This is a genomic window from Amycolatopsis sp. WAC 01376, from assembly GCF_003947415.1.
Lineage (GTDB): Bacteria > Actinomycetota > Actinomycetes > Mycobacteriales > Pseudonocardiaceae > Amycolatopsis.
Genome location: NZ_QHKL01000005.1, coordinates 122104 through 147052, shown reverse-complemented (window position 1 = coordinate 147052; position 24949 = coordinate 122104). Strand labels below are relative to the sequence as shown.

The window sequence follows — 24949 nt, the reverse complement described above, 5'->3', positions numbered from 1 at the left end:
CGACCCAACTGTGCGATAGCGCGGAACCGGACCGCCTCCAACCGCGCGATCCCCTCCGACGCCGCCACCGCGACATCCACAACATCCTTATCCCCCAACGAATCCAGCGAACCGTTGACCTCCTTCAACACATCCGACTCGGTCATTTCCTTGAGCAGCGCCACAATGGCGTTAGAAGTGTCCACACGCAGAACGTACAACCGGCCACCGACAGTTTTCGATCTCACAGGCATTGCTGGTGTTGCCGATTTCCGGTAACGGCGCAAACTGGCTCGGTAGTAGTGCTGCAGTGGTGATGACCGGGGTTGGGGAGTCACCGCGCATGGGAGAGCCCGCGAGCGTCGCCGTTTTCCGGCAACGACCCGGCTCAGTAATAGTGCCGCAACTCGCCCCACAGCGCGGACCAAGGCCGGGAAGTCCCCGCACACAAGGAAATCCGCACCCCTTGCTCGGCGTTCCCCATTCCGAGCCCGTTGTCGTGAACGGCCGCCTCGCGACATCCGATGAACCACGCCGGAAGATACGGGCCCACGACGACCACGGGCCCGACAGCCTCAGCGGGTGGAGGTCCCCAGTCCGCATAGGACATGTGGCCCGAGTGCACCGCGGGAAGCCCGTAGTACTCCAGGGCCCCGGCTTGTCCGTAGTTCCGCGTGAAGATCACCGCGGTGGAGCGCTGTTCGACGGGGATCCGCGTGACCGTCGAAGCCAGCTCCGGCCAGCCTGCCTGCTCGCCTTGTTCTTTGTTCACCACCAGAACCGGCGCCAGCGCGGACACCGGCAGGAGAGGCAGCCCGACGACGAGGGAGACGGCCGCGCCCACGAAAGCCAGCGCGACAGCGAGAGCGCGGCGCCAGGTGCGGTCGAGGAGGCGCCGGCGGCCGCGAGCAGTAACAGAAACGGTGCTGAGTAGTACGGTTTTCCGCCCAGTACCACCAAGATTACGCACAACACCGGATAGGCCAAGGCCGGCGAACGAGCCCAGCGCAAGTCCGGATCGCGCCAGAGTCGGAGGGCGTCGGCGATCCAGACCGGCACGACCACGGGGGAGATAGAGCAGCTGCATCGGCACGAACAGGATCCGGTTCTCCGCGCCGTCGTCCGCGCTGATACCGGAAGCCACGGTCAGCAAAGGGAAACCGTGGACCGCTTGCCAGATCAGTCCCGATGCGACCAGTGCCAGCAGGACCACCGTCGCGGTGGCGCACAAGGTGGCTGCCACGCGCAGGCCGGAAGGAGTGGCGCCGAAGACGTCCGTGGAGATCCTCGCGAGGAAGGGTGTCAGCGACGGCTGGTCGACATAGCCCCAGGCGAGCCGCTTTCCGGCGGCGAGGAAGTACAGCTCGTCCCGGTGGAAGCCGTACCGGCCCGACACCAGGGTCAGCACCAGGACCTGTATCGCGACGACCAGACCGACCGGACCCCGAGCGAATCGCGCCTCCCCGGCAGAGGGGGAGCCTACTGCGTGGGAGGGGCGAGTTCGACGCGGTTGCGGCCACCTTGTTTCGCTCGGTACAGCGCGGTGTCCGTGGCGACGAGAAGGTCGTCGACGCTGGTGATGTTGGCCGCCGGGTACAGCGCCCCGCCGATCGACACCGTCAGATCCGTGAGCACGGTGTCGCGATCGGGCAGCGCGACCGAGACCACCGCCACCTGGTGCCGGATTCGTTCGGCCACCTGGCGCAGCGTCTCCTCGCCGTGGATGTCCGGGATGACGATCGCGAACTCCTCGCCGCCCCACCGCCCGCAGACGTCCTGCTCGCGGATCTCGGCGCGAAGCGCGTCGCCGACCGCGCGCAGGACGAGGTCGCCGTTGGGATGTCCGTAGGTGTCGTTGATCGTCTTGAAGTTGTCGAGGTCGAGGAACAGCACGCCGAGGTTGCGGCCGGCGCGCGTCCGGCCGAGGTGCTCTTCGGCCAGCTGACGCCAGCGGCGTTTCGTGACGAGGCCGGTGGTGGCGTCGGTGTGCGCGTCGCGCCGGTACTGCGTCAGCAGCAGCCCGCGGTGCAGCGCGACCAGCGCGATGACGACCCCGACGAGGACCAGCGGGTTGGCCTGCACGAGGACGACGGCCGTCACGAGACCAAGGCCGAGCGCGCCCGCCTCGAGGATCTGGTCGCCGAAACCGGAGAACAGTTCGCCGATCGACTTGGGCGGCGACGAGAGCGCGATCGCGATCATCACCAGCACGGTGTTGATCGCCCAGCGCAGCGCCGCGGCCACGATGATGACGGCGAGATCACCCAGCCCGGCGAGCAGCCCGGAGTCGGGCGAACCGGGGTAGTGGCGCATGCCGAGGCTGAGGACGACGACGGCGGCCTGCGTGCCGCAGAGCACCGTCGCGGCGGAAAAGATCCACCGATGGGGGAGTACCGGCCGTTGGTGTGGCCAGATCCGCAGCCATGCGATGGTGTAGGTCACCACGACCATCGCGGCGGCGAGCACCGGAGGCAGCGCGATGACGGCGGCGACGCTCCAGACCGCCTTGGTGTCGACGTAGGCGACCGACGGGGCCCTGTCGTACTCCCGTTGGCGTTCGATCTGCCGGGTGCCCTCGATCGCGATGGCCGCGCACAGCGTCAGGACGCCGAATCGGGCCAGGTCGGTACCGGTCACCGGGATCAGCCGGGCCGTGGCGGCGGTCGAGAGGACTGCGATGAGATTCACGACCAGGACGTAGGAACGCACAGGTCGCGGCAGGCTCCACAGGTGCCAGGCCCTGAGCCGCCGCCGCGCGCCGCCGAGTCGTCCGTCCACGCACCCTCTTCCGTCGGTGATCTACACCGTAATCGAACCGGGACGGCGACGACCGCGTTGTCTCCGACGATAAGACACGCGGCCGCGAATTCCCCCGGACAGCCCAACCAAAACGAGGGAGGTGCACCGATGCAGGACAACAACTGGTGAGTGTTTTGCCGGATAAATGGCTATTTCGAGGGAGGTGAACGACGTGCGGGACAACAACTGGACCTGAGTGATCCGGCCCACAAGAGCGTGCGGCTTCACGAAGGGAGGTGAACGTAGTGCGTGACAACAACTGGACGACCCGTCGTGACAACAACTGGACGTGATGTGTCAGGAACCGTGCTCGCCAACGGGTGTCGTCCCGCCGGCCGGACTCGCGGGATCTTCGGATTCCTCCGGGCCGCGGCGGGACGACACCGCCCGTGACCAGCCCACCCCGGCGACCTCGGCGACCACCACGCCCGCGCCCGCCGCGACGGTGATCACGGTGGTCGGCGCGACGACCTGGGCCAGCAGCCCGGCCGCCGCGATCCCGGCCGCCTGAGCCGCGCGCAACGCCGCTATCGCGACCCCGATCACCTGGCCGCGATGGGCGGCCGGCGCGGCGAGGCTGTACTGCGTCTGAGTGATCATGTCGTGCGCGGAGAACACCCCCGAGAGCGTCCACAGCACGACGATCGTGACCAGGCCCGGCGCCCAGCCGGTCGGGATCAGCACCAGGCTGCTCGCCACCGTCAACGCGCCCAGCACCTTGACCTGCCGTTCACGCGGGATCCGGCTCAGCAGGATCCCGCCGAGCACCGAGCCGACCGGGTTCGCGGCCAGCAGCCACGGCAGCGCGTCCGCGCCACCCAGTTCGGCAGCGACCGGCACGGCGAGGCCTTCGGGCACGACGTAGAAACCGCAGCAGCAGGCGATGAGCAGCAGCCAGCGCAGCTTGCGATCGCGCGCCACCAAGCGGCAGCCCGCGATCAGGGACGGGCGCTCGTGATGGCTCGGTGCCGACGGTGGGAACCGTTCGAGCCCGAAGCGGAGCATGAGCGCGGAAAGCGCGAACGTGCCCGCGTCGATCAGCAGCGCGCCGGGTACGCCGAGGCCGGTGACGACGGCGGCGCCCGCGCCGAACCCCACCACGAGCCCGGCTTGGTAGGTGGAGGAGATGACGGCCTGGCCGACGACCAGCCGGTCCGGATCGAGCAGATCCGGCAGCATCGCCTGGCGGGCCGCATGGAACGGCCCGGCCATGAGCTGCACGACGAACAACAGCGCGGCCGCGACGGGCAACGGCAGACCGGGCACCGCCATCAGCGCGATCAGGACCGCGCGGCCGACGTCGGTCACCACCATCACGGTGCGCCGCGCGAACCGGTCCGCGATGCCGCCCAGCGCGCCGCCGAGGAGATCGGGCACGAACGTCCGCGCGTACGCCGCCGAAGCCCAGCCCGCCGACGATGTCCGGTCGAACACCAGCACCGTGAGGGCGACCCTGGCCAGCTGGTCACCGGCGACCGAGAGCAGATGCGCGAGCCAGATCCGGCGGAATCCGGCGACCGTGAAGACGCTGCGGAACGACGCCGCCCGTGCTGGCATGCGCTTCAGGCTGTCGTGAGGCGGCCACTTTGCGCAACCCTCGAGAAAAATCCGTCCGCCGTGTCGAACCACCGAGGGCCCGTTCGACGTGTGGGTAAGAGAAGGAACGGAGTATCCGATGTCGCATTCACTGGGCCCGCTGGCGAACAACCTGGCCGCCTACGCCATCTACTCGACCGCGCAGACCGAGATGCGCCACGCCTACAAGCTGATCGAGGTGGGCGACTACCTCGGCGCCGCCGCGGAGATCGATTCCGCCGCGCACGCCGCCGAGGTGCTCGCCCGCGCGACCTCCGAACTGGACGCCGAACGTTCGGAACGATGGCTCAGAGTCGTCGCCGCCCGAAGGCGGTTCGCCGAACAGGCCCGCGTGCGCGCCTCGGACACCGCACTGGCCCTTGCCGCTTAACGGAAAGCGCGTCGATAGGTGACCGGGCTGACGCCGGTCGTGCGCTTGAACCGGTCGCGGAACGAGGTGGGCGAACCGAAACCGACTTCGGCGCCGATCCGTTCGACGGCGTACTGGGTGGTCTCCAGCAGATGCTGCGCCTGCCGGACACGCGTCCGGTGCAGCCACTGCAACGGTGTCGTCCCCGTCTGTTCACGGAAGTGGCGGATGAGCGTGCGCGTACTCATCCCGGCGCGTGCGGCGATGTCGGTCAGCGTCAGCTCGCGCGCGAGGTTTTCCTGCATCCACAGCAAAGTGGGTTCCAGCGCCGCGCCGCGGGGAGCGGGAGGATGCCGCAACGCGATGAATTGTGCCTGTCCGCCTTCGCGTTCCAGCGCCATCACGGAAAGACGGGCGGCGTCGGCCGCGATCGCGGAGCCGTGGTCCCGGCGGATCAGGTGCAGGCACAGGTCCAGGCCCGCGGCGGCGCCCGCCGACGTCAGGATCTGCCCGTTGTCGACGTAGAGCACGTCCGGATCGACGTCGATGTCCGGATACGCGGTGGCCAAAGCCTCGGCCGCGACCCAGTGGGTGGTGGCGCGAAGTCCGTCGAGCAGGCCTGCGGCAGCGAGGATGAAGGTCCCAGAACAGATCGAGGCGATCCGCGTACCTCTTGCGGCGGCCGCGGTGAGCGCGTCGTGGACGGTTTCCGGCAACGGCGCGGTGGGGTCGGCGGTGCCGGGGACGATGATCGTGTCGGCTTCGCGCAGCGCCTCCAGCCCCCACGGGGCGCGCAGAGTGAAGTGCCCCGCGTCGACGTCCGGCTGTTCGGCGCAGACGATGACCCGATAGCCCGCGCTCCCGTCGGCGAGCCGCGTCCTGGTGAAGACCTCGATCGGTGTCGAGAGGTCGAACGGGATCACCTTGTCCAGCGCGAGGACGGCGACGGTGTACATGACCGCAACCTACCCGCCCGGTGGCGAGATCCCGTTGGAAGGCGTCGTTCACGCCACTGGGACCGGGCTGCGTCCGCTTCTAGCGTCGAACCATGATGATCATCGCGCCGATTCTCGTCGGCCTCCTCTACGTCGTGCTGATGTCGCTGATCCACGAGCCGCACCGCCGCCGCTTCAACGCGGTCATGGTGGCGGGCGCCGGCGCCGCTTATTTGAGCGGAGGCGGCCTCGGGATCTGGGAGTTCGTGTTCACCGCCGTCGTGACCTACGTGGCTTACCGCGGCCTCGAATCCTGGACGTTCGTCGGTATCGCCTGGCTGCTGCACACCGGCTGGGACGTCGTGCACCACCTCAAGGGCGCCCCGATCATCCCGTTCGCCGAGCATTCCTCGTTCGGCTGCGCGATCTGCGATCCGGTGATCGCGATCTGGTGTTTCGCCGGCGGACGATCGGTGACGGATTTCCTTCGCGCCCGTGTCGGTTCCCGTCGTTCGCGTTCGTCGGTGGGATGAAGGACCGAACGACAGGAGTCTCCGCCCCATCCCGGGTGTCTCGACGTGGTGATCTCGGCCGACACGCTCGAACCGGGCCGGGTGAACATCTTCGAACATTGGGAGTCGGAGGAGGTGCTGAACGCGTGGCGCGCGATCTCGCCGAGGCCGACGTACTCCGCCGAGATTCTGGACGGAGAGGTCTTCAAGCACCGGGTTTCCCACTCCGGACCGCCGTTCGACTGATCGGGCGGCTTGGCCCCTAGGCCGTTCGATGCGAACATATGTTCTATGACGCCCGAGGGTCCCATCCTGCACGCCGACCTGGATTCGTTCTACGCGTCGGTCGAGCAGCGTGACGACCCGAGCCTGCGCGGACGTCCGGTCATCGTCGGCGGGGGCGTCGTCCTGGCGGCCAGTTACGAGGCCAAGGCGTACGGCGTCCGCACCGCGATGGGCGGCGGCCAGGCGCGGCGGCTGTGCCCGGACGCGATCGTGGTCCCGCCTCGGATGCGCGCGTATTCCGAGGCGAGCAAGGCGGTCTTCGAGGTCTTCGGCAACACGACGCCGCTGGTGGAAGGCATCTCGATCGACGAGGCCTTCCTCGACGTCGGCGGGCTGCTGAAGATCGCGGGCACGCCGAGCCGGATCGCCGCGAAGCTGAGGAAGGACGTCCTGGAGCAGGTCGGCCTGCCGATCACCGTCGGCGTGGCGAGGACGAAGTTCCTCGCGAAGGTGGCCAGCGGTGTCGCGAAACCGGACGGTCTCCTCGTCGTGCCGCACGACAAGGAGCTGGAGTTCCTGCATCCGCTCCCGGTCGAGCGGTTGTGGGGCGTGGGCAAGGTGACGGCGCAGAAGCTCCGCGAGCGCGGCGTGACGACGGTCGGGCAGATGGAAGGATTCGGGGAGAAGGAACTCGTCCGGATGCTCGGCCGCGGCGTCGGCGCCCATCTGCACGCCCTGTCCCACAACGACGACCCCCGGCGCGTGCAGACCGGCCGCCGTCGCCGCTCGATCGGGGCGCAGCGCGCGCTCGGCAGCAGGCCGCGTTCGCCCGCGGAGCTCGACGCGACGTTGCTGACGCTGGCCGATCGGCTGTCCCGCCGTCTGCGTTCGGCGCACCGGGTGTGCCGCACCGTCGTGCTGCGGATGCGGTTCGGCGATTTCACCAAAGCGACGCGTTCGCACACCTTGCTGGAGGCGACGGAACAGACCGGCGCGGTCGTCGCGGCGGCCCGTGGCCTGCTCGCCGCGGCGAGACCGCTGATCGACGAACGCGGGCTCACGCTGATCGGGCTCGCGCTCACGAACCTGTCGAAGGACGACGCCATCCAGCTGGCCTTGCCGTTCGGGGCGAAGCCGAGGGACCAGCTCGATGCGACGCTCGACACCGTCCGGGACCGGTTCGGCTCGAAGTCCATCACGCGCGCCGTGCATCTCGGGCAGGTCGAGGAGCCGTGGGTGCCGCTCCTGCCGGACTGAACCCCGTCGCTAGGGTGTCCCGGTGGCGGAAGTCGAGATCTACACCGATGGTGCGTGCAGCGGGAATCCCGGTCCCGGCGGCTGGGGCGCGGTGCTGCGATACGGCACGGTCGAGAAGGAGATCTACGGCGGGGATCCCGGGCCGACCACGAACAACCGGATGGAACTGACCGCGCCCATCGAGGCGCTGGAAAGCCTGAAGCGCCGGGTCGCGGTCGACATCTACACCGACAGCACCTACGTCCGGAACGGCATCACCAGCTGGGTGCGGAACTGGAAGAACAACGGCTGGACGACCTCGGCCAAGACGCCGGTCAAGAACGCCGATCTGTGGCGCCGTCTCGACGAAGCCGCTTCCAAGCACGACGTCGAATGGCACTGGGTCAAGGGCCACTCCGGGCATCCGGAGAACGAGCGAGCGGACCGGCTCGCCGTCAAAGGCGTGGAAGAGGTCGTGGGGCGACCCGTGATCCAGCCCGGCGAGCGGTCCGCTCCGCGTCGCTAGCAGCTGACGTTGACCTTCGCGCCCTTGGCGAAGGAGACGTGCACGTGGTCCATGTGGTTGGCGGTCGCGCCGCCGCGGTCCTCCATGGTGTCCCAGCCGCTGCCGTCGTTGTAGCGCTGGCGCCAGATGACGTAGGTGACGCCGAAGTCCTTCTGGTTGGCCAGGAGGTACTCGGCGATGGCGTTGCCGGTCGCGGTGTCCACCATGAAGTCCAGCGCGAGGCCGGAGGGGTGGTCGCTGGCGTTCGCCCGGCCGGCGACGCCGCCGACGTTCTTGACGCCGAACTTCGCCTTGACGTGGTTTCCGACCTGGGCCACGTGCGGCTTCACGCCGGCGAGGTCGGTCGAACACGCCGTCGCGGCGGGCACGGTCTTCTTGACCGGCGCGGGGGCCTTGGTCGACGTCGTCGGCTTCGGGGGAGCCGAGGAGGTCGAGGGAGGCGGGGTCGTCGTGCTGGAGGGGGGCGGGGTGCTGCTGGTCGACGGCGGGGGAGTCACGCTGGAGACCGGGGGAGCCTGCAGCGCGAGCGCGGCACTTGCCGCTTCGACGTCAGGGGAACCTGCGGTGGTCAGCCACATCGACGCCGGGAGCGCCGTGGCGACCGCTGCCGCGATACCCGCGGGGAGCTTCCACTGCGGAGCCTTGTTCTTGCGATGTCTGCCGGCCATTTCTCTGATCACTCACCACTTCGGGGACGGGAACTCGCGTCGGGGGCCGCGAGCTCCGGGCAACATTACGAAAAGGACACGGCAATGTCACGCCCGAGTGTGTTCGCCCACAGTTACCTTGATCGTTGAACCAAAAGAGGCTCACAGCCGTACAGACACAAGAAGTGCTTTTATGTGACCACCGTGAGTGACGAATTCAGTCCGCTTTGCAGGACTGGAAGTACATGTCCCCGTCCGCCGAGGTCACGTTCACTCCCGGGGAGCTCGGAGCCCGCGTGGTCGCCGCCGACGCCGCGATCGTGGTGCAGACCAGCTGGTTGATGGCCTGATTCGACAGTTTTCGCATACTGAACGGCAGCACGATGGCGGTCGGATCGCCCGAGTACACCTCGACCCGCCCCACCTCCGCCGGGACGAACGTGGTGAGCCCCTGCGCGGCTTCCCGTTCCGTCGGTCCCTTCAGCAGCAGCGTGAGCGCGCCTTCGGGTGAGATGAAACCTTCGGTGGGCCGTGTCACCGGGATGACCCGGCCGTCGGAGACGAAGTACAGCGTCAGACCGTTGACGACGTTCGTCCCCGTGGTGGCGCGGATCGACGGCCCCGGCCCGGCCGGGACGACGCCGGTCGGCTGGACGCCGCAGGCCGCCACCAGCGCCGCGGCCGCGAGAGCGGGCAGCACCCGGATCCTCCTCATCGCGTGCCTCCTTCGGTCCGGTGCGGCAGGCGCAGGACGAACCGGGCGCCGTGCCCGGTGTCGGCGGCGGTCAGGTCACCGCCGTGCAGGCGGGCGTTCTCGAGCGCGATCGCCAGTCCCAGCCCGCTGCCCTCGGAGCGGGCGCGGGCGGTGTCGGCCTTGGTGAACCGGTCGAACACATGCGGCAGGACTTCGGGATCGATCCCCGGCCCGTGATCTTCGACCTCCAGGGTGACGCCGTCGTCGCCGGCGCGCAGGCGGACTTCGACCGGGGCCGCGCCGTGCCGGAACGCGTTGCCGACGAGGTTGGCCACGATGAGGTCGAGCCGCCGCCGGTCCACGCGGGCGAGAACGCCTTCCGGCAGGTCGGTGACCAGGTCTTCGCCGTCGCGCCAGCCGCGCGCGTCGAGGCTGTCCCGGATCGCCGTCGCGAGATCCCATTCGTCGAGCACGAGTTCGGCGCGGCCCGCGTCGAACCGGGAGATCTCCACCAGGTCCTGGACGAGCCGGGTCAGCCTGCGGGTCTCACCCGAAACCAGCCGCGCCGCGACGGCGGTGTCCGGCGGCAGTGTCTCCGCGTCCTCGTCCAGGACATCGGTGACCGCGTTCATCGCCGCGAGCGGTGTGCGGAGCTCGTGCGAGACGTCGGCGACGAACCGGCGCGCGTCGGCCTCCATGGCTCTCAGCTCGCCGACCGTGCGTTCCAGTTCGGCGGCGGTGTTGTTGAAGGTGGTGACCAGTTCGGCCAGCTCGTCGGATCCCTTGGCGGGCAGCCGGACGTCGAGCCTGCCTTCGCCGAGCTGGGCGGCGGCGGTGTTGAGCGCCCGGACCGGCCGCAGCACCTGTCTCGCCGCGAGCAGGGCGAGCGCGGCGGCCAGAGGCAGCACGAGCGCGGCCGTCTGCCAGGCGGATCTCGCGAGTTCTTCGATCGCCTTCTGCTGCTGGACGAGCGACGTGAGCGAGTACACCTCGACGCCGCTGGGCCCCATCAGCCCGTCCGGCTGCCGCACCAGCACCGGCAGGCCGATCAGGAGTTCGGGGACGGGTTCCGGGCCGGCGTCGCGGTCCACCCGCTGGAACTGGATCCGGGTGTTGTTCGCGATGCTCTGCCGCAGCTCTGGAGAAAAGGTGGTCAGATCCGGGCCGTTGACCGACCGCAGGTTCCGGTAGACCGCGACCGCGTTCAACCGCAGGCTGCCCGCGAAGTCGTTGAGCTGCTCCTGCGTCGGCGGCGTGGACAGCGGGCGGCCGTAGGCGCTGACCCGGTCCTTCAGCTGGTCCATCGCCGCGTCCTGGACGGCTTTGAGGATCGCGTTCCTCGCCGAGACGTAACTGACCCCCGCCGTGGCCGCCGCCCCGATGATCGTCATCGCCGCGAAGGCCAGGATGAGCCGGGGCCGCAGCCCGGAGAGCAGCCTCATGAACGGCCGAATCGGTATCCGAAGCCGCGGACGGTCTGGACGTGTTCGGGTTTCGCGGGCACGTCTTCGATCTTCGCGCGCAGCCGCTGGACACAGGCGTCGACCAGCCGCGAGTCGCCGAGATAGTCGTGATCCCAGACGGCGGAGAGGATCTGCTGGCGGCTGTAGACCTGCCCCGGCGTGCGCGAGAGCTCCAGCAGCAGTTTCAGCTCGGTGGGGGTCAGCGAGACCGGCTCGCCGTTCTTCGTGACCACCAGCCCGGCTCGGTCGATGACCAGACGGCCGTGCCGTTCCCCGCCGGGTTCGTCCTCGTTCGCGGGTTTCTCGCTCACCGCGCGCCGCAGCACGGCCCGGATCCGCGCGTCGAGCACGCGGGGTTCGATCGGCTTGGTCACGTAGTCGTCGGCGCCCGCCTCCAGGCCGGCCACGATGTCGAAGTCGTCGCTGCGGGCGGTGAGCATGATGATCGGCACCTCACCGGCCGAACGGATGCGGCGGCAGGTCTCGAAGCCGTCGATCCCGGGGAGCATCAGGTCCAGCACGACGATGTCGGGCTGGAACACCCGCAGTTTCTCCAGCCCGAGCTCACCGCTCTCGGCGGTGTGGACGGTATGCGCCTGCCGGCGCAGCGCGAGTTCCAGCCCCTCCCGGACGGACGCGTCGTCTTCGATCAAAAGGACACTTGCCACGCCGCCATTATTCGGATATCGCCGCGCGTGTGCGACTCGGCTCAATCTTGTAGCAGAACCATGACATTGTCCGGACCTCCCGGCTAAACGGTGTGGGGACAGTGAGACACATGGCCCTACTCACCCACGAAGCGAAGCCGACCCCCGCCCACCGCCCGCTGCCGGGACGGCACGCCGAGCCAAGGCGCACCCTGTCCAGGGCCGTGTTCCAGCTCGCCACCGGACTGGGACTGGCCGCCGCGTTCGTCGTGACCTACGTGCTCTTCGTGCACACGTCGGCCGGGCAGCTGGCGGAAAACGGCGTCGTCCGCAGCGCGCAGTCCGGTCAGTGGTCCACAATGGACTGGGCGGGACCGCTGCGCGACCAGGACATGGTGCTCGTCATCGGCGCCGCCGGGATCATGCTCGTCGGTCTGGCGCTGATCCGGCGCAAACCCGGCCTCCTGATCCCCGCGCTGAGCGTGCTCGTGTTCCCGCTCGTCGCCGCGCAGTTGCTCAAGCTCTACGTCCTCGTCCGTCCCGAACTGCCCGACGGCGGCCGCGGACCGGGCCACAACAGTTTCCCGAGCGGACACGTCAGCGCCGCCATTGCCATTCTGATGGCCCTCGCTTTCGTTCTGCCCCAACGGTTCCGCCCGGTGATCATCGGGATCGGCGGCGTCGCCGTCGCCTGGGTCGCGTCGTCGACCATCGCGCTGGGCTGGCACCGGCTCAGTGACACGGCGGGCGCCTGCCTGCTGGGCGCGTCGTTCGCCTGCCTCCTCGCCGCCTGGCTGACCACCCGGCGCCGGGACCTGCGCCGCACCCCCGCCGCGCTGGTGGCGCTGGCCACGGTGCTGCCCACCGCGATCGTCCTGATCGGCTTCGCGGTGCTGAGCACGGCGACCGACGGCGCCGCCCAGTTCGTCGCCGCGCTGGTGCTGGCCGCCCTCGCCGCGGTGGGCATCGTGCTGGTCGCGCTGTGGCCGTTGCGCGGATCCGCGTTCGAACGGCGGACCGGCGTGGAGACCTGCGTGGTCGACGACCTGCTCGAGACTCGCCTCGTGACCCGCCGCTGAAGCGGGTCTTCGGGGTGCTCCCGAATGTCACGTATGGGGCCGGGTCGGCCCCATACGTGACATCGGCGCGTGTTCAGGGACGAGACTCGCGTGCTCGGAAGGTGCCATGACCACGCGGTTCCGTCCGTTCCGTTTCGCTTGGTACATCGCCGAGTCGGCCGCACGGAAGAGCTCGCCGTAGTCCGTCGAGTGCTCGGGCGAGAGGCCGACGCCGATCGACACGGTGCAGCCGAGGATCGGTCCCACCGCGCGGGGTTCGTTCGTGGCGTGCCCGCTGGCGAGTTCGGTCAGGCCGGTGATGGCGGTCTTCGCGACGGCCTCCCGGATCCGGTCGGCGATCCGCATCGCCTCCTCGCGGGTGGTGTCGGGCAGCAGTACCGCGAACTCCTCGCCACCCCACCGCCCGACGACGTCGGTGGCGCGGGTGTTCTGCCGCAGCACGGCGCTGACGCAGCCGAGCACGATGTCGCCGCCGGAATGCCCGTACTTGTCGTTCCACTGCTTGAAGTGGTCGAGGTCCAGCATCAGGAACGCGGTCGGCCGCCGTTCGGTCTGGTCTTCGAGCAGCCGCAGGGCGGCCGGGGCGTGGAAGGAGTCCTCGGTCAGCAGCCCGGTCTTCCGGTCACGCTGGCTGCGCGCGATCGTGTCCGCCAGCGCCTGCGAGAGCCGGGTCGAGCGCAACGCGACACCGATCATCACCAACGGCACCAGTGCGATGTTGACCGCGCCGAGGATCGTGGTGCATGCGGCGAGTTGCAGCGCGTAGACGAAGTCCGCGTTGTCGGCCCAGCTGCCGATCAGCTTCTGCCGCCGCCAGCCGCCCCACGCCAGGCCACGCGCGATGCTGATCAGGAGGGTTTGCGACGCGAAGTACCAGAGCGCGGCGCCCACCAGCGCGACGGCGGCCATCACGATGTCCTCGGCCCGCTGGGGGAGCGTGCCCGACGCGAGCCAGGCGTGCAGTGACGTCAGTTCGGTGATCGTGTGCACGCCCAGGATGGACACGGCGTGCGCGGCGGTGGTGAAGAGGAACGTCGTCATCGCCTTGTGCGCGATGGAGTAGCGCTGCACGCGCACCATCAGCAGCAGCACGAGCGACAACGTGGGCGGCAGCAGGACGGCCGCGCTGCCCAGCCAGACGGCGGTCTGGTCGATGTGCTCGCCGCGCCGGTCGTCGGCGCGGCGCTGTTCCTCGGGATGCTGCGTCTGGACGAGATACCAGATCGTGCAGCCCGCGATCACGCCGAAACGGACGAGATCCGTGGCGGTGACGGAGTCCTTGAAACCGCTGTACAGGGCCCAGACGGCGACCGCGATCTCGGTGCCGAGCATCCAGAAGACCGCCGCGGGCGGCAGACGCCACAGTTCCCAGCCCGCCGGATGCCGCAGGGTGTTCCAGGCGCGACCACGCAGCCGCCAGACGCGGGCGGCGGCGAGGCCGACGGTGTCGGCGAAAACCCGGAGCGAACCGCGCGGGCGCTCCGAGACCGGATCACGGTCGTGCTCGGCGAACTCGCTGACGAGGGTCACCTCCATCCGTCACACACCGCACCCGCTCGATCTTGCTGGGTCACCATGAGGGGGTGACAGGGGGACCGCGTTGACGATCGCGTGAGACAGGCCGATGCCTGCGTTCGCCGGACGCGATACCGCCACAAGCTGGCATGGTGACTCGTATGCCTGATGCCGCATACGACGACGCCGCGGTCCCCGTGATGTTCGGCCCGGGATTCGACAGGGATCCCTCGCCCGCATACGCATGGCTCCGGGCGAACGCCCCGGCGTTCCGGCTCCCGCTCCCCGGCGACACCTGGACCTGGCTGCTGACCCGGCACGCGGACGTCGTCTCCGCGATGGCCGATCCCCGGTTGTCCAAATGCCCGGCCGTCGCGGCGGAACACTGGCGCAAGGCCAATCTGGGCCTGCCCGCCGACCACCGGCCGTCGCTCATCGGGCATATGAACAACTTCGAGGGCGAGGAGCACGCGCGGCTGCGCAAGGCCTGCGCCGGCGCGTTCGGCCCGCGGCGGCTGCAGCACATGCGCGACCGCACGCATCGGCTCGCGAACGAACTACTGGACCCGATCCTGGACCGGGGTGAGGGCGACCTCGTCGAGGATTTCGCGTATCCGCTGGGAATCCGGTCGATCTGCGAGCTGATCGGCATCCCGGACACCCTGCTGGACGAGGTCCGCCCGCCGGCGCTGGTGGTCGCCGCCGGTGACGTCACCGACATGGCGTCGATGCTCAAGGCCACCGACGATCTGGACGCGTTGCTCGCCGACGTCGTCGCCCGCAAACGCGCCCAACCCGGGGCGGACCTGATCAGCGACCTGCTCACGCAGGAAGCCGCCGGGAAGCTGACCGACGAAGAGGTCGCCGCGACGGCGTTCCTCTCCTTGATCGCCGGGCACGAGACGACGATCAGCCTCATCGCGTCCACCGCGCTGACCCTCATCACACATCCGGAGGAGGCGGCCCGCGCCCGCGCCGACGGCTCGTATCTGACGCTCGTCATCGAGGAGGTCCTGCGCCGCGACACCCCGCTGCAGAACACCAGCTGGCGGTTCGTCACCGAGCCGATGGAACTCGCCGGGCAGCGGATGGAAGCGGGCGATCCGATCCTGTTGTCGTTGCTGGCGGCCAACCGCGATCCGGAGGTCCACCCCGAACCGCTCGCCTTCCGCCCTGGCGAGCGGCCGGTGCGGCACGTGGCCTTCGGCGTCGGCCCGCATATCTGCATCGGCGCCGCGCTCGCGCGCATGCAGGCGTCCGCGGCCCTGGAGACGCTGTTCGGCCGCGCGCCGTCGATGACGCTGACCGTGCCGGAAGACCGGCTCGTGTGGTGGCCGAGCGCGATCACCCGCGGGCTGCACAACCTGCCGGTGAAGCTCTAGGCCAGGGTAAGGCGGTCCGGTTCCAGGCGCCGGTCGCGCCTTGAGTGTCCATAAAGGACCCGTTTGATCGGTGAAACGTCTGATTTATGCCTATGTATACGGTTTAGCGCGGGGGTCGTGAGTGGTAATGAGCGTTAGAACGCTCATTACCACTCACGACCCGCGCTCAAGTTTCATAAACTGCCCATAAGGGACACCGCGATCTGGGCTTGTGTCCCCTATGGACGGTCAAGAACGCGCCAGGCTCTAGAGGCAGCGCGTCGGGATCAGCAGCCCGCGAGGGTCATTCATGACAGGTGAAGGGCCCCTTCAGCCCGCTCTAAACCGCGCCTTCGAGGCGGCCCCGCAGCACGCTCGCCTTCCGGTCGTCGAGATCCATGACGAGCTGGAGCGCGTCGCGCCAGGCGGTCATGGCCTCATCGGCCCGCCCCCGCGCGGCCAGCGCGCAGCCGCGTTCGTCGAGCGCGTCGGCCTGCCCCCAGACGTCGCCGCAGTTCCGGTAGGCGGTCAGCGCCTGCTCGCAGTACGCGAGCGCCTGGTCCAGATCGCCGAACCGGCGGCTGGTCCTGGCGAGCGGCACCAGCGCGAAACCCATGCCGTGCTGGTCCGCGTCCTTCGCGTACGCCTCGAAGGCGCGGCGGCCGTGGTCGAGGGCGAGGTCGCGTTCGCCGAGATCGCGGTACGCACGGCCGAGGTGGACCCGCGCGGTCGCTTCGCCGAGCCGGTAGCCGATCCGCGCGTTCACCTCCACGCTCTTTTCGGCCAGCCGCACGGCTTCGGCGTAATCCTCGCGTTCGTGCGCGATGTTCCCGAGCCCGACCAGCGCCCAGCCGAGGCTCGGGTTCTCGCCGATCTCCTCGGAGATCTCGACGGCCTGGCCGAACAGTTCGTGCGCGCGGTCGAGGTCGCCGCGCCGCCGGTGCGCCTCGGCGAGGTTGATCGCCGACCATGCCAGCCCGCCGAGGTCGTCACCCGCCTTCGCGGACTCGATCGCGACTTCGTGGCTGGAGATCCACGTCTGCCATGGCCTGCCGAGCAGGTGGTAGTCGAACAGTTCCACCGGCAGCCGCCAGCCGATCTCGTACAACCCGTGGTCCAGCGCCAGCCGGGCGACGCCGGTGATGCTCGGCATCTCCGACGCACACCAGATGTAGGCCTCGTCGAAGGTGGCGAACCCGAGCGGCTCGACGCCTTCGGGTGCGGGACCCAGGTCGACGTGGTGGTCACGGGCCGGGGTCAGTGTCCAGCTCGCCGCGTTGGCCGCGTGGAGGTACCAGTGGGTCAGCCGGGAGACCGCCGCCTGCCGCTCGTCCCGCCATTGCCCGGCTGCGGCCTCTTCGGCGGCGTAGACGCGGAGCAGGTCGTGGAAGCGGTAGTACTGCGCGCCGATCTGCTGGACGAGGTGGGCGTGCACGAGCTTGTCGAGAAGCCGGCGCGCGTCGTGTCCGGGCAGCCCGGCGAGCGCGGCCGCCGCGCTCGCGGTGAACCGCGGGCCGGGGTGGAGGCCGAGCAGCCGGAACATGCGGGCGGTGTCGGCCTCCAGTGCGCGGTAGGACCAGCTGAACGCGGCCCGGACGCCGACCGCGTCGTCGTCGACCGCGAGCAGTTCGAGTCGCCGCCCCTCGGCGACGAGTTCGCGGGCGGGATCGCCGACGCTCTGATGCGGATGCGTGGCGACCCGTTCGGCGGCGATGTTCACCGCGAGCGGCAGCGCCGCGCACAGCCGGACGAGCCTGCCGACGCCTTCGGGATCGCCCGCCGCGCGTTCGTCGCCGATGAGGTCGGCCATGAGCCGCGTCGCTTCGAGTTCTTCCAGTGGCTCCAAGGAAACCTGGACCGCGCCGCTGCCGACGACCAGTCCGGACAGCCGCCGTCTGCTGGTGATCAGCACGGTGGTGTCCGGCGTGCCGGGCAGCACCAGCCGCACCTGCCGCGAGTCGAGGGCGTTGTCCAGCACGACGAGCGTGCGCTGACCGCGCAACAGGCCGCGCAGCAGCGCGAGCCGCATGTGCTCCTCGGCGGGGATCCGGTCGGGGCGGACACCGAGGCAGCGCAGGAGGTCGTCGAGGATGTCGGCGGGCTGCGCGGGGGAGCCCGCCGCGTAACCGCGCAGATCCGACCAGAGGACGCTGTCGAACTCCTCCTGGCGCCGGTTCGCCCAATGCAGGACGAGCGCGGTCTTCCCGACGCCGGGCGGTCCGGCGACGAAGACCACTTTGGCCGCCTCGGTGAACACTTTTTCGTCGAGCAGGGCGAAATGTTCTTCACGGCCGACGAAATGACCCGGCGGCGGAGGAAGGTGCACATACGGTTCGGCGCGGGCGGCTTCGGCGAGCACGATCAGCGTCCCGCCGGCGCCCAGCGCGCGATCGCAGGCCGCGGCGAATTCCGCGCTCGGCGGGGTGAGGCCGCGTTCGACCCGGCTGATCAGACTTTTGTCGACATAGGCGAGTTTCTGGAGATCGCGCAACGCCAGTCCGACGTCCTGCCTCCGCTGCCGCAGTGCGCGCCCGAACGTCAGCGCGGCCGTGGAAACCGGTCTCGGTTCCGCGCGTGCTTTCCCGGTCTCGCCGGATCTGGCGGAGCCGGAGTTCTCGGTCACCAGAAGCACCTTTCTCCCCGCTTCGCGGCAGATCGTGCCACAACCTTCCCATTGTCCGGGTCACAACACGGACACCGGGTGTGCGGAGGTGCGAAGACAGCCCGCAAACTGAGCGAGAACGCGCCCGTTCCCCACCGGTGCGCCAGTCGAAAGGGAGGTGGATCATGCGCGACCGCGAAATGTGAGCAGGCCCTGTTCCGCCTTGCGAACAACCGGGCGAGTACTGATCTCCTCGGAAACCGGCCGTGGCCGCCTTTCCCGGCGGCCACGGCCGGGACCTTTCGGAACATGTAGGAACGCTTAACGTCGGTGTAGATCTTTTCACTTGTCCTGACGAGTCGCCCGAGGCAGCTTGGAGAGGTATCGAAGCGGCCCGGCGAAAGGAATCAAGTGGGCATCGGCGCGCCGGGAACCCTGGTCCGGATGGGTGTTCTCGCCCTGTTGTGGGGATCGGGGTTCCTCTGGATCAAACTCGCGCTGACCGGGCTCCCGCCCGTTCAGCTCACCGTCATCCGCTGCGCCCTCGGCGCGGCCGTCCTTCTCGTGCTGAGCCGCTGGGCCGGGCAACGCCTCCCGCGCGGCCGCCGGATCTGGGGCAGGCTCCTCGTCGCCGCCTTCTTCTGCAACGCCTTGCCGTTCGCGTTGTTCAGCATCGGTGAACTGACCGTCGACTCCGGTATCGCGGGGGTGATGAACGCGACGACCCCGTTGTGGTCGTTGCTGATCGGCATCGGGATCGGCACCGAACGCCGGATCACCGTGTCCCGGATGGGCGGGCTGATCCTCGGTTTCAGCGGCATCCTGCTGATCTTCGCGCCCTGGCAGAAAAGCGGCCTGTTCGGCTGGGGGACACTGGCCCTGCTCGGCGCCGGCATCAGCTACGCCATCGCTTTCGCTTACATGGGACGGAAACTCGTCGGCGAAGGCGGCCCGATCGCGATCTCCGCCGCGCAACTGCTGACCGCCACCGGGTTGAGCGCACTCGCGCTGCCGTTCGACGCGGCACCGGCCGGACCGCTGAACGTGACCGCGCTGATCGCCGTCGTCGTCCTCGGCATCTTCGGCACCGGCGTCACGTTCTACCTCAACTACCGGCTCATCGCCGACGAAGGCGCCACTTCCGCGGCGACCGTCGGCTACCTGCTGCCGGTCGTCTCGGTCGCGCTGGGCGCGATCGTGCTCGGCGAGGACCTCGGCCCGCGGGTGCTCGCCGGGATGGCGGTGGTGCTGCTCGGAGTCGCGCTGACGCGTTACGTGAGGTCTTCGGCGAGCAAATCCATCAAAAGCCCGTCGTGCCAGCCGTCGCCGTCGGTGTCGCGTTCGTAGTCGCGCATCACCCCGACCTCACGGAAGCCGACGGCCTTGTAGCAGCGGATGGCGGCGTCGTTGTCCACGGCGGGATCGATCACCAGCCGGTGGTGCCCGCGATCGTGCAGCAGGTGGCGGGCCATCGTGCGGACGGTGTCCGTGCCCAGCCCGCGGCCGTGCGCGGCCGGATCGAGGAACAGGTCGACCGACGCGTGCCGGTACATCGGGTCCTCCTCCTCGCCGTACTGGACGAAACCGCGGACGACGCCTTCCTCCAGGACGGTGAAGCAGGCGGTCGTGGGGTCGTCGAACGGCCAGGTGGGGGAGTCGTCGACCGAACCCCAGCGAGCCCCGACCTCGGCGGTGCCGCGGATCCGCCGCAAATCGGCGACGTGGGCTTCGGTGACCGGGGTCAGCGTCACGATCTCCCCGCGCAACTCGGTGGTCAGTTCCCGCTCCGTCCGCTCGTACGAATGGCGCCAGTCTAGGGAGAAATCGGCGGGGGCGCCGCCGGAACAGCACGGAGAGAGGGTGTCTTCCCGGCCCGGATCAGGTATCAACGAAAGGGAAGGTGGAGGTGGGTCATGGGGAACCCGATCGAGGGACTTCGTCCGGTGGAAGAACTGGCCGACGGCGGCCCGACGGCCGTGCGGGCCGCGGTGCTGCGCAAGGCGACCGAAGCGGTCGTCAGGAACGCCCGCGACGCGACGGATTGCCGGATGCTGCTGGAGATGCTGGGGCTGCATTCCGAACCGTCGGTCCGGGCGGGCGATCGGGCCGCTTGAGCCCGCGGGCTCGCAAGTGGTGAGGAATCAGGTCAGAGTCGTCCCGGATCCCGATTCTTCCCCACTCACGCGCCCAGCACTGAGCCGAGCCCGCGCTGCTCAACGCCGCGGCAACACGCAGAACTCGTTGTCCTCCGGATCGGCCATGACCACCCAGTCATCCGATTCAGGGTCCTCGACGACCCTGGCACCGAGTGACACGAGCCTCGCGACCTCTTCGCGTTGCTCGAGTTCGGTGGGTGCGAGGTCGAGGTGCAGCCGGTTCTTGCCCGACTTCCCCTCGGGGACCGGCTGGAAGAGCAGGCTCGGCACGTCCGGGCTCTTCAACTCGACGTAGGTCACGCCGTGACCGTCGGTCCAGCGTTCGGTTTCGGGATAGCCGAGTGCTTCCTTCCAGAACGCGGCCAGTGCTTCGGCTTCACGGCAGTCGACGGTGACGGCGAGCATCCGGGTTCGCATGATTCCACGGTGGCACGGAACGGCGAGGTTTGCCGGATGCGCGGACGGGCATCCGGCGGAGAACAGGTCCACTCGCCGAAGGGAGCACCATGAAGGCCGTCACCTGGCACGGGAAACGTGATGTCCGGGTGGACACCGTCCCGGATCCGAAGCTGGTCGAGCCGACCGACGCCATCGTGCGTATCACCTCGACCGGTATCTGCGGCTCTGACCTGCACCTTTACGAGGTCCTCGGCGCTTTCATCGACGAGGGCGACATTCTCGGGCACGAGCCGATGGGCGTCGTCGAAGAGGTGGGCTCCGGGGTGACGAACCTGAAACCGGGCGACCGGGTGGTGGTTCCCTTCAACATCTCCTGCGGCCACTGCTTCATGTGCGACCGTGGCCTGCAGTCGCAGTGCGAGACCACGCAGGTCACCGACCGCGGCAAGGGCGCGGCTCTGCTCGGCTACACCAAGCTCTACGGCCAGGTCCCCGGCGGCCAGGCCGAATACCTGCGGGTCCCGCAGGCCCACTACGGCCCGATCAAGGTGCCGGACGGGCCGCCGGACGAGCGGTTCGTGTACCTCTCCGACGTCGTGCCCACGGCTTGGCAGGCCGTCGATTACGCGGATGTTCCCGAAGGCGGCACGGTCGTCGTCTTCGGGCTCGGCCCGATCGGCCAGTTCTGCTGCCGGATCGCGAAACACCGGGGTGCGGGCAAGGTGATCGGCATCGACCTGGTGCCCGAACGGCTCGCGAAGGCGACCGCGGCCGGCGTCGTCACCTACGACACGCGGGAGCACAAGCAGCTCGGAGACCTCATCCGCGAGACCACCGGCGGCCGGGGAGCGGACTCGGTGATCGACGCCGTCGGGATGGAGGCGCACGGCGCCCCGGTCGGGCGGCTGGCGCAGAATCTCGTCGCCCTCCTGCCCGATCCGATCGGCGCGAAGGTCACCGAGAAGGCCGCGATCGACCGGCTCAGCGTGCTGTACGCGGCCATCGACTGTGTCCGGCGCGGCGGCACGATCTCGCTGAGCGGCGTCTACGGCGGCATGGTCGACCCGCTGCCGATGATGGAGCTCTTCGACAAGCAGATCACCTTGCGGATGGGGCAGGCCAACGTCCGGCACTGGCTCGACGACATCATGCCGCTGATCGCCGACCCGGCCGACCCGCTCGGTGTCGAGGGCTTCGCGACGCACAAGCTGCCGCTGGCGCAAGCTCCGCACGCTTACGAGATCTTCCAGAAGAAGCAGGACGGCGCGGTCAAGATCCTCCTCGAACCGTCGGCGGCCTGAGGTGTCGGCTCGCGGATGGCGGGTATCCGGTATGCGGATCCTGACGAAAGGAGCGATGGGATGACCACGGCACGAGACATCATGACCGCGGGCGCGACCTGTGTGTCCGCGTCCGACACCGTGCTCGACGCGGCGAAGAAGATGGCCGCCGAGTCGGTCGGCGCGATGCCGATCTGCGGCGAGGACGGCAAGCTCAAGGGCATGCTGACCGACCGCGACATCGTGGTGAAGGTGCTCGCCGAAGGCAAGGACCCGAGGGCACTGCACGCCTCGGAGCTCGCTCAGGGCGAGGCGGTGACGATCGGCGCGGACGACGACGCCGAGGAGATCATGCGCACCATGGCGAACCACAAGGTCCGGCGCCTGCCGGTGATCGAGGGCCACAAGCTCGTCGGCATCGTGGCACAGGCCGACGTGGCGAGGGCGCTGCCCAACCCGGACAGCGGCGAACTGGTGGAAGCGCTGTCCTACGACTGACCGGCCATACTCCTTCGGTGGCGTTCTTCGACATCGAAGGTTATGCACCCGTGTGGCTCTCCGGACTCGAGACGATCCGGAGGGCGCACGGGGATCGTTTGCGCGCGTTGGTGGGCGAACGGCTCCAGCGCGTCCACCTCACTTGGTTCGTCGAGTACGCCGAGTGGCTTTCGGACGCGCCCGTGGTGGTGGACTTCGGTGCCGAACGGCTGGAGATCACGCACTGGAAGTTCGACGAGCTTTCCCTGACCTGGAACACGATCGACCCGTACGGCAGGTCCGCATGGGACTGGGGTGACCCGGCCGAGCCCAGCCCGCTCCGGTGGCGGCAGGACGTCTACCCGGAACTGTCCGCTATGGAGGGTCAGGTGCTGCAGGATGTCGAGCTCCTGCAATCCGTGAGCCGGGACATGGCCGGACGCATGGTGGCGCTCGGTTTCGTCTTCCCGCGGGGCAGGTTCACCGTCTTCAACGCGCTCGACGAGAACGGCATCGAGTTCGTCGAGCCGGACTCCTCCTACCGGAGGCATTCCCTGACGGGCTGAAAACGGGATGCGGCGGCCGTCGATCTTGGTGATACTTCGCGGCATGTCCCGGATCAAACTGGCCGAAGCGCTCGCCTTGCGCGCCGACGCGACCAAGAAGGTGGAGGCACTGCGCTCCCGGATCGTCGACAACGCGCGGCACCAAGAGGGCGAGGAACCGTCGGAAGACGCGTCCGCCCTGCTCGTCGAGGCCGAAAGCGCTTTGGACGAACTGGAGTCGCTGATCCAGCGGATCAACCGGACCAACGCCGCGACCCCGCTCGGGGAAGGCACGATCACCGACGCGATCGCGCGCCGCGACGTCCTCCGGCTCCGGCACGGGGTGCTGACCGCGGCCGCCGACGCCGCGGCCGGTCGCAACCAGGGCGGCTACGGCCGCCAGCTCCGTTCCGAACTCCGGTATCTGTCCGCGCTTCCGGTCGCGGAACTGCGGTCCCGCGCGGACCGCGTCGCGGGGGAGATCCGCGCGGTCGACGTCGAGATCCAGCGCACCAACTGGGAGACCGATCTCCTGGACTGAACGTGGAAAGCAGGTAGCCCTCCGGGAAGCGGGCACAAGCCGAGGGCCGGCGGTACTCCGGCCCACCTCCTGGCACGTGGCGGGCAGCGTGGGGTTCGACTCCCCGATCACAACTCCGCCCAGCACGACGCACAGGTGACGGCGCAAACGGCACAGTTCATCACCACGTGCCGGTCCCGGAAGGCGAGGGTGGGTACGGGGTCTTTCCACGATCCGGCGGTTCCGCACCGCATTCCCCTCGGCACAGTGGTGTTCCCGACACCCTTCACGCGGTCGAGGCATGGGCGGACCTGATCGACTCTGTGCCAAGGTGAAAAGCGGAACAATCCAAGAGCCCAGGTGGTGACCCCGGATGGCACTGAAGATCGGTTACAAGGCGTCGGCCGAGCAATTCGGCCCGCGCGACCTCGTCGAGTACTCCGTGCTCGCCGAGCAGGTCGGGCTGGACAGCGTGATGGTCAGCGACCATTTCCAGCCATGGCGGCACCAGGGCGGGCACGCGCCGTTCTCGTTCGCGTGGATGGCGGCGGTCGGCGAACGCACCGAGCGGGTCGTTCTCGGCACCAGTGTGCTGACGGCGACCTTCCGCTACAACCCGGCCGTGGTGGCGCAGGCGTTCGGCACCCTCGGCAGCCTGTACCCGGGCCGCGTCCTGCTCGGTGTCGGCAGCGGCGAGGCCCTCAACGAGGTCGCGGTCGCCCGCATCGAGTGGCCCGCGTTCAAGGAGCGGTTCGCGCGGCTGCGCGAGGCGATCGAGCTGATGCGGAAACTGTGGACGGAAGAGCGCGTCACGTTCGAAGGCGAGTATTTCCAGACCACCGACGCCACCGTCTACGACCGTCCCGAGGGCGGCGTGCCGATCTACATCGCGGCAGGCGGCCCGGTGATGGCGAAGTACGTCGGCAAGCAGGGTGACGGCTTCATCTGCACCAGCGGCAAGGGGATGGAGCTCTACACCGAGAAGCTGCTGCCCGCGGTCGCGGAAGGCGCGGAGCAGGTCGGCCGCAGCACCGGCGACATCGACAAGATGATCGAGATCAAGCTGTCCTACGACCCGGATCCGGCGCAGGCGCTGGAGAACACCCGGTTCTGGGCGCCGCTCTCGCTGACGCCGGAGCAGAAGGCGGGCATCGAGGATCCGGCCGAAATGGAGAAGGCCGCGGACGCGCTGCCGATCGAGCAGGTCGCGCGCCGCTGGATCGTCACCTCCGACCCGGCCGACGCCGTCGAGCAGATCAAGCCGTACGTCGAGGCGGGCTTCAACCACCTCGTATTCCACGGCCCCGGCCACGATCAGGAGCGGTTCCTGCGCTCGTTCTCCGAGCAGGTCGTCCCTGGTCTCCGCGAACTCGGCTGATCCGATGTGGAGGGCGGCACCGCGCGAGC

Annotated in this window: 26 protein-coding genes and 1 pseudogene; 14 read left to right on the top strand and 13 right to left on the bottom strand. The window is 69.0% G+C overall.

Features of this window, described 5'->3' with window-relative positions; genetic code table 11:
- The 4 genes and pseudogenes from DMH03_RS26890 to DMH03_RS26875 form a co-directional block, all read right to left on the bottom strand.
- Positions 1-185: pseudogene (locus DMH03_RS26890) on the bottom strand (HNH endonuclease); the annotation flags it as partial.
- Between the two features lie 182 nt (positions 186-367).
- Positions 368-1387, bottom strand: coding sequence for a glycosyltransferase family 39 protein (locus tag DMH03_RS26885; protein ID WP_233611666.1), 1020 nt, complete (start codon positions 1385-1387; stop codon positions 368-370).
- Positions 1388-1458: 71 nt separating this feature from the next.
- Positions 1459-2757 (bottom strand): GGDEF domain-containing protein, encoded by a 1299-nt coding sequence (locus DMH03_RS26880; RefSeq protein ID WP_370310859.1) that lies wholly within the window; start codon positions 2755-2757, stop codon positions 1459-1461.
- 318 nt (positions 2758-3075) lie between these two features.
- A complete protein-coding gene (locus DMH03_RS26875) occupies positions 3076-4335 on the bottom strand; it encodes an MFS transporter (RefSeq protein ID WP_125794794.1) in 1260 nt (419 codons plus the stop codon).
- 118 nt (positions 4336-4453) lie between these two features.
- Between DMH03_RS26875 and DMH03_RS26870 the strand changes: the two genes are divergently transcribed.
- Positions 4454-4744, top strand: coding sequence for a hypothetical protein (locus tag DMH03_RS26870; protein ID WP_125794793.1), 291 nt, complete (start codon positions 4454-4456; stop codon positions 4742-4744).
- Here DMH03_RS26870 and DMH03_RS26865 read toward each other — a convergent pair.
- Positions 4741-5679: a GlxA family transcriptional regulator gene (locus tag DMH03_RS26865; protein ID WP_125794792.1), complete on the bottom strand. Its 939-nt coding sequence runs from the start codon at positions 5677-5679 to the stop codon at positions 4741-4743. The two genes, DMH03_RS26870 and DMH03_RS26865, sit on opposite strands and share 4 nt — an antisense overlap.
- Positions 5680-5771: 92 nt before the next feature.
- On the opposite strand from DMH03_RS26865, the gene DMH03_RS26860 reads away from it, so the two are divergent.
- From DMH03_RS26860 to rnhA, 4 genes are read left to right on the top strand one after another with little or no spacing between them, the layout of a single operon-like run.
- Positions 5772-6191, top strand: coding sequence for a DUF6010 family protein (locus tag DMH03_RS26860; protein WP_125794791.1), 420 nt, complete (start codon positions 5772-5774; stop codon positions 6189-6191).
- 45 nt (positions 6192-6236) lie between these two features.
- The gene (locus DMH03_RS26855) at positions 6237-6416 is read left to right on the top strand and encodes a hypothetical protein (RefSeq protein ID WP_125794790.1); all 180 of its coding nucleotides are present in this window, start codon (positions 6237-6239) and stop codon (positions 6414-6416) included.
- Between the two features lie 45 nt (positions 6417-6461).
- Entirely contained in the window at positions 6462-7652 is a 1191-nt protein-coding gene (gene dinB, locus DMH03_RS26850) for a DNA polymerase IV (RefSeq protein ID WP_125794789.1), read from the top strand.
- A 22-nt stretch (positions 7653-7674) separates the two neighbouring features.
- Complete coding sequence (gene rnhA, locus DMH03_RS26845) at positions 7675-8157, top strand: ribonuclease HI (RefSeq protein WP_125794788.1); 483 nt, start codon at positions 7675-7677, stop codon at positions 8155-8157.
- On the opposite strand, the gene DMH03_RS26840 is transcribed toward rnhA, so the two are convergent.
- The 4 genes from DMH03_RS26840 to DMH03_RS26825 form a co-directional block, all read right to left on the bottom strand.
- On the bottom strand, positions 8154-8825 hold the full coding sequence (locus tag DMH03_RS26840) for a hypothetical protein (RefSeq protein ID WP_125794787.1): 672 nt from the start codon (positions 8823-8825) through the stop codon (positions 8154-8156). The two genes, rnhA and DMH03_RS26840, sit on opposite strands and share 4 nt — an antisense overlap.
- A 196-nt stretch (positions 8826-9021) precedes the next feature.
- A complete protein-coding gene (locus DMH03_RS26835; protein WP_125794786.1) occupies positions 9022-9519 on the bottom strand; it encodes a hypothetical protein in 498 nt (165 codons plus the stop codon).
- Positions 9516-10940 (bottom strand): HAMP domain-containing sensor histidine kinase, encoded by a 1425-nt coding sequence (locus DMH03_RS26830; RefSeq protein ID WP_125794785.1) that lies wholly within the window; start codon positions 10938-10940, stop codon positions 9516-9518. The genes DMH03_RS26835 and DMH03_RS26830 overlap by 4 nt, the downstream gene beginning before the upstream one ends.
- Entirely contained in the window at positions 10937-11629 is a 693-nt protein-coding gene (locus DMH03_RS26825) for a response regulator transcription factor (protein WP_125794784.1), read from the bottom strand. The genes DMH03_RS26830 and DMH03_RS26825 overlap by 4 nt, the downstream gene beginning before the upstream one ends.
- A 110-nt stretch (positions 11630-11739) precedes the next feature.
- Here DMH03_RS26825 and DMH03_RS26820 point away from each other — a divergent pair, with 110 nt between their 5' ends.
- Positions 11740-12687, top strand: coding sequence for a phosphatase PAP2 family protein (locus DMH03_RS26820; protein ID WP_125794783.1), 948 nt, complete (start codon positions 11740-11742; stop codon positions 12685-12687).
- 27 nt (positions 12688-12714) lie between these two features.
- Here DMH03_RS26820 and DMH03_RS26815 read toward each other — a convergent pair whose 3' ends face one another.
- The gene (locus DMH03_RS26815; protein WP_233611665.1) at positions 12715-14223 is read right to left on the bottom strand and encodes a GGDEF domain-containing protein; all 1509 of its coding nucleotides are present in this window, start codon (positions 14221-14223) and stop codon (positions 12715-12717) included.
- A gap of 140 nt (positions 14224-14363) precedes the next feature.
- On the opposite strand from DMH03_RS26815, the gene DMH03_RS26810 reads away from it, so the two are divergent.
- Entirely contained in the window at positions 14364-15584 is a 1221-nt protein-coding gene (locus DMH03_RS26810) for a cytochrome P450 (RefSeq protein WP_125794782.1), read from the top strand.
- 319 nt (positions 15585-15903) lie between these two features.
- Here the strand turns inward: DMH03_RS26810 and DMH03_RS26805 are convergent, their stop codons facing one another.
- A complete protein-coding gene (locus DMH03_RS26805) occupies positions 15904-18186 on the bottom strand; it encodes a helix-turn-helix domain-containing protein (RefSeq protein WP_233611664.1) in 2283 nt (760 codons plus the stop codon).
- 390 nt (positions 18187-18576) lie between these two features.
- Between DMH03_RS26805 and DMH03_RS26795 the strand changes: the two genes are divergently transcribed.
- A complete protein-coding gene (locus DMH03_RS26795) occupies positions 18577-19512 on the top strand; it encodes a DMT family transporter (RefSeq protein WP_125794780.1) in 936 nt (311 codons plus the stop codon).
- Here DMH03_RS26795 and DMH03_RS26790 read toward each other — a convergent pair.
- Positions 19437-19943 (bottom strand): GNAT family N-acetyltransferase, encoded by a 507-nt coding sequence (locus tag DMH03_RS26790; RefSeq protein ID WP_370310862.1) that lies wholly within the window; start codon positions 19941-19943, stop codon positions 19437-19439. The two genes, DMH03_RS26795 and DMH03_RS26790, sit on opposite strands and share 76 nt — an antisense overlap.
- Before the next feature lie 135 nt (positions 19944-20078).
- Here DMH03_RS26790 and DMH03_RS26785 point away from each other — a divergent pair, with 135 nt between their 5' ends.
- Positions 20079-20279: a hypothetical protein gene (locus DMH03_RS26785; protein WP_125794779.1), complete on the top strand. Its 201-nt coding sequence runs from the start codon at positions 20079-20081 to the stop codon at positions 20277-20279.
- A 99-nt stretch (positions 20280-20378) separates the two neighbouring features.
- Here DMH03_RS26785 and DMH03_RS26780 read toward each other — a convergent pair whose 3' ends face one another.
- On the bottom strand, positions 20379-20738 hold the full coding sequence (locus DMH03_RS26780; RefSeq protein ID WP_125794778.1) for a VOC family protein: 360 nt from the start codon (positions 20736-20738) through the stop codon (positions 20379-20381).
- Positions 20739-20827: 89 nt separating this feature from the next.
- On the opposite strand from DMH03_RS26780, the gene DMH03_RS26775 reads away from it, so the two are divergent.
- From DMH03_RS26775 to fgd, 5 genes are all read left to right on the top strand, one after another.
- Positions 20828-22021, top strand: coding sequence for a zinc-dependent alcohol dehydrogenase (locus tag DMH03_RS26775; protein WP_125794777.1), 1194 nt, complete (start codon positions 20828-20830; stop codon positions 22019-22021).
- A 60-nt stretch (positions 22022-22081) separates the two neighbouring features.
- A complete protein-coding gene (locus DMH03_RS26770) occupies positions 22082-22498 on the top strand; it encodes a CBS domain-containing protein (RefSeq protein ID WP_125794776.1) in 417 nt (138 codons plus the stop codon).
- Between the two features lie 98 nt (positions 22499-22596).
- Complete coding sequence (locus DMH03_RS26765) at positions 22597-23043, top strand: hypothetical protein (RefSeq protein ID WP_233611662.1); 447 nt, start codon at positions 22597-22599, stop codon at positions 23041-23043.
- 43 nt (positions 23044-23086) lie between these two features.
- Positions 23087-23563, top strand: a complete 477-nt coding sequence (locus DMH03_RS26760; RefSeq protein WP_233611661.1) for a DIP1984 family protein — start codon at positions 23087-23089, stop codon at positions 23561-23563.
- Between the two features lie 352 nt (positions 23564-23915).
- Entirely contained in the window at positions 23916-24920 is a 1005-nt protein-coding gene (gene fgd, locus DMH03_RS26755) for a glucose-6-phosphate dehydrogenase (coenzyme-F420) (protein ID WP_125794774.1), read from the top strand.
- Positions 24921-24949 lie beyond the last annotated feature (29 nt).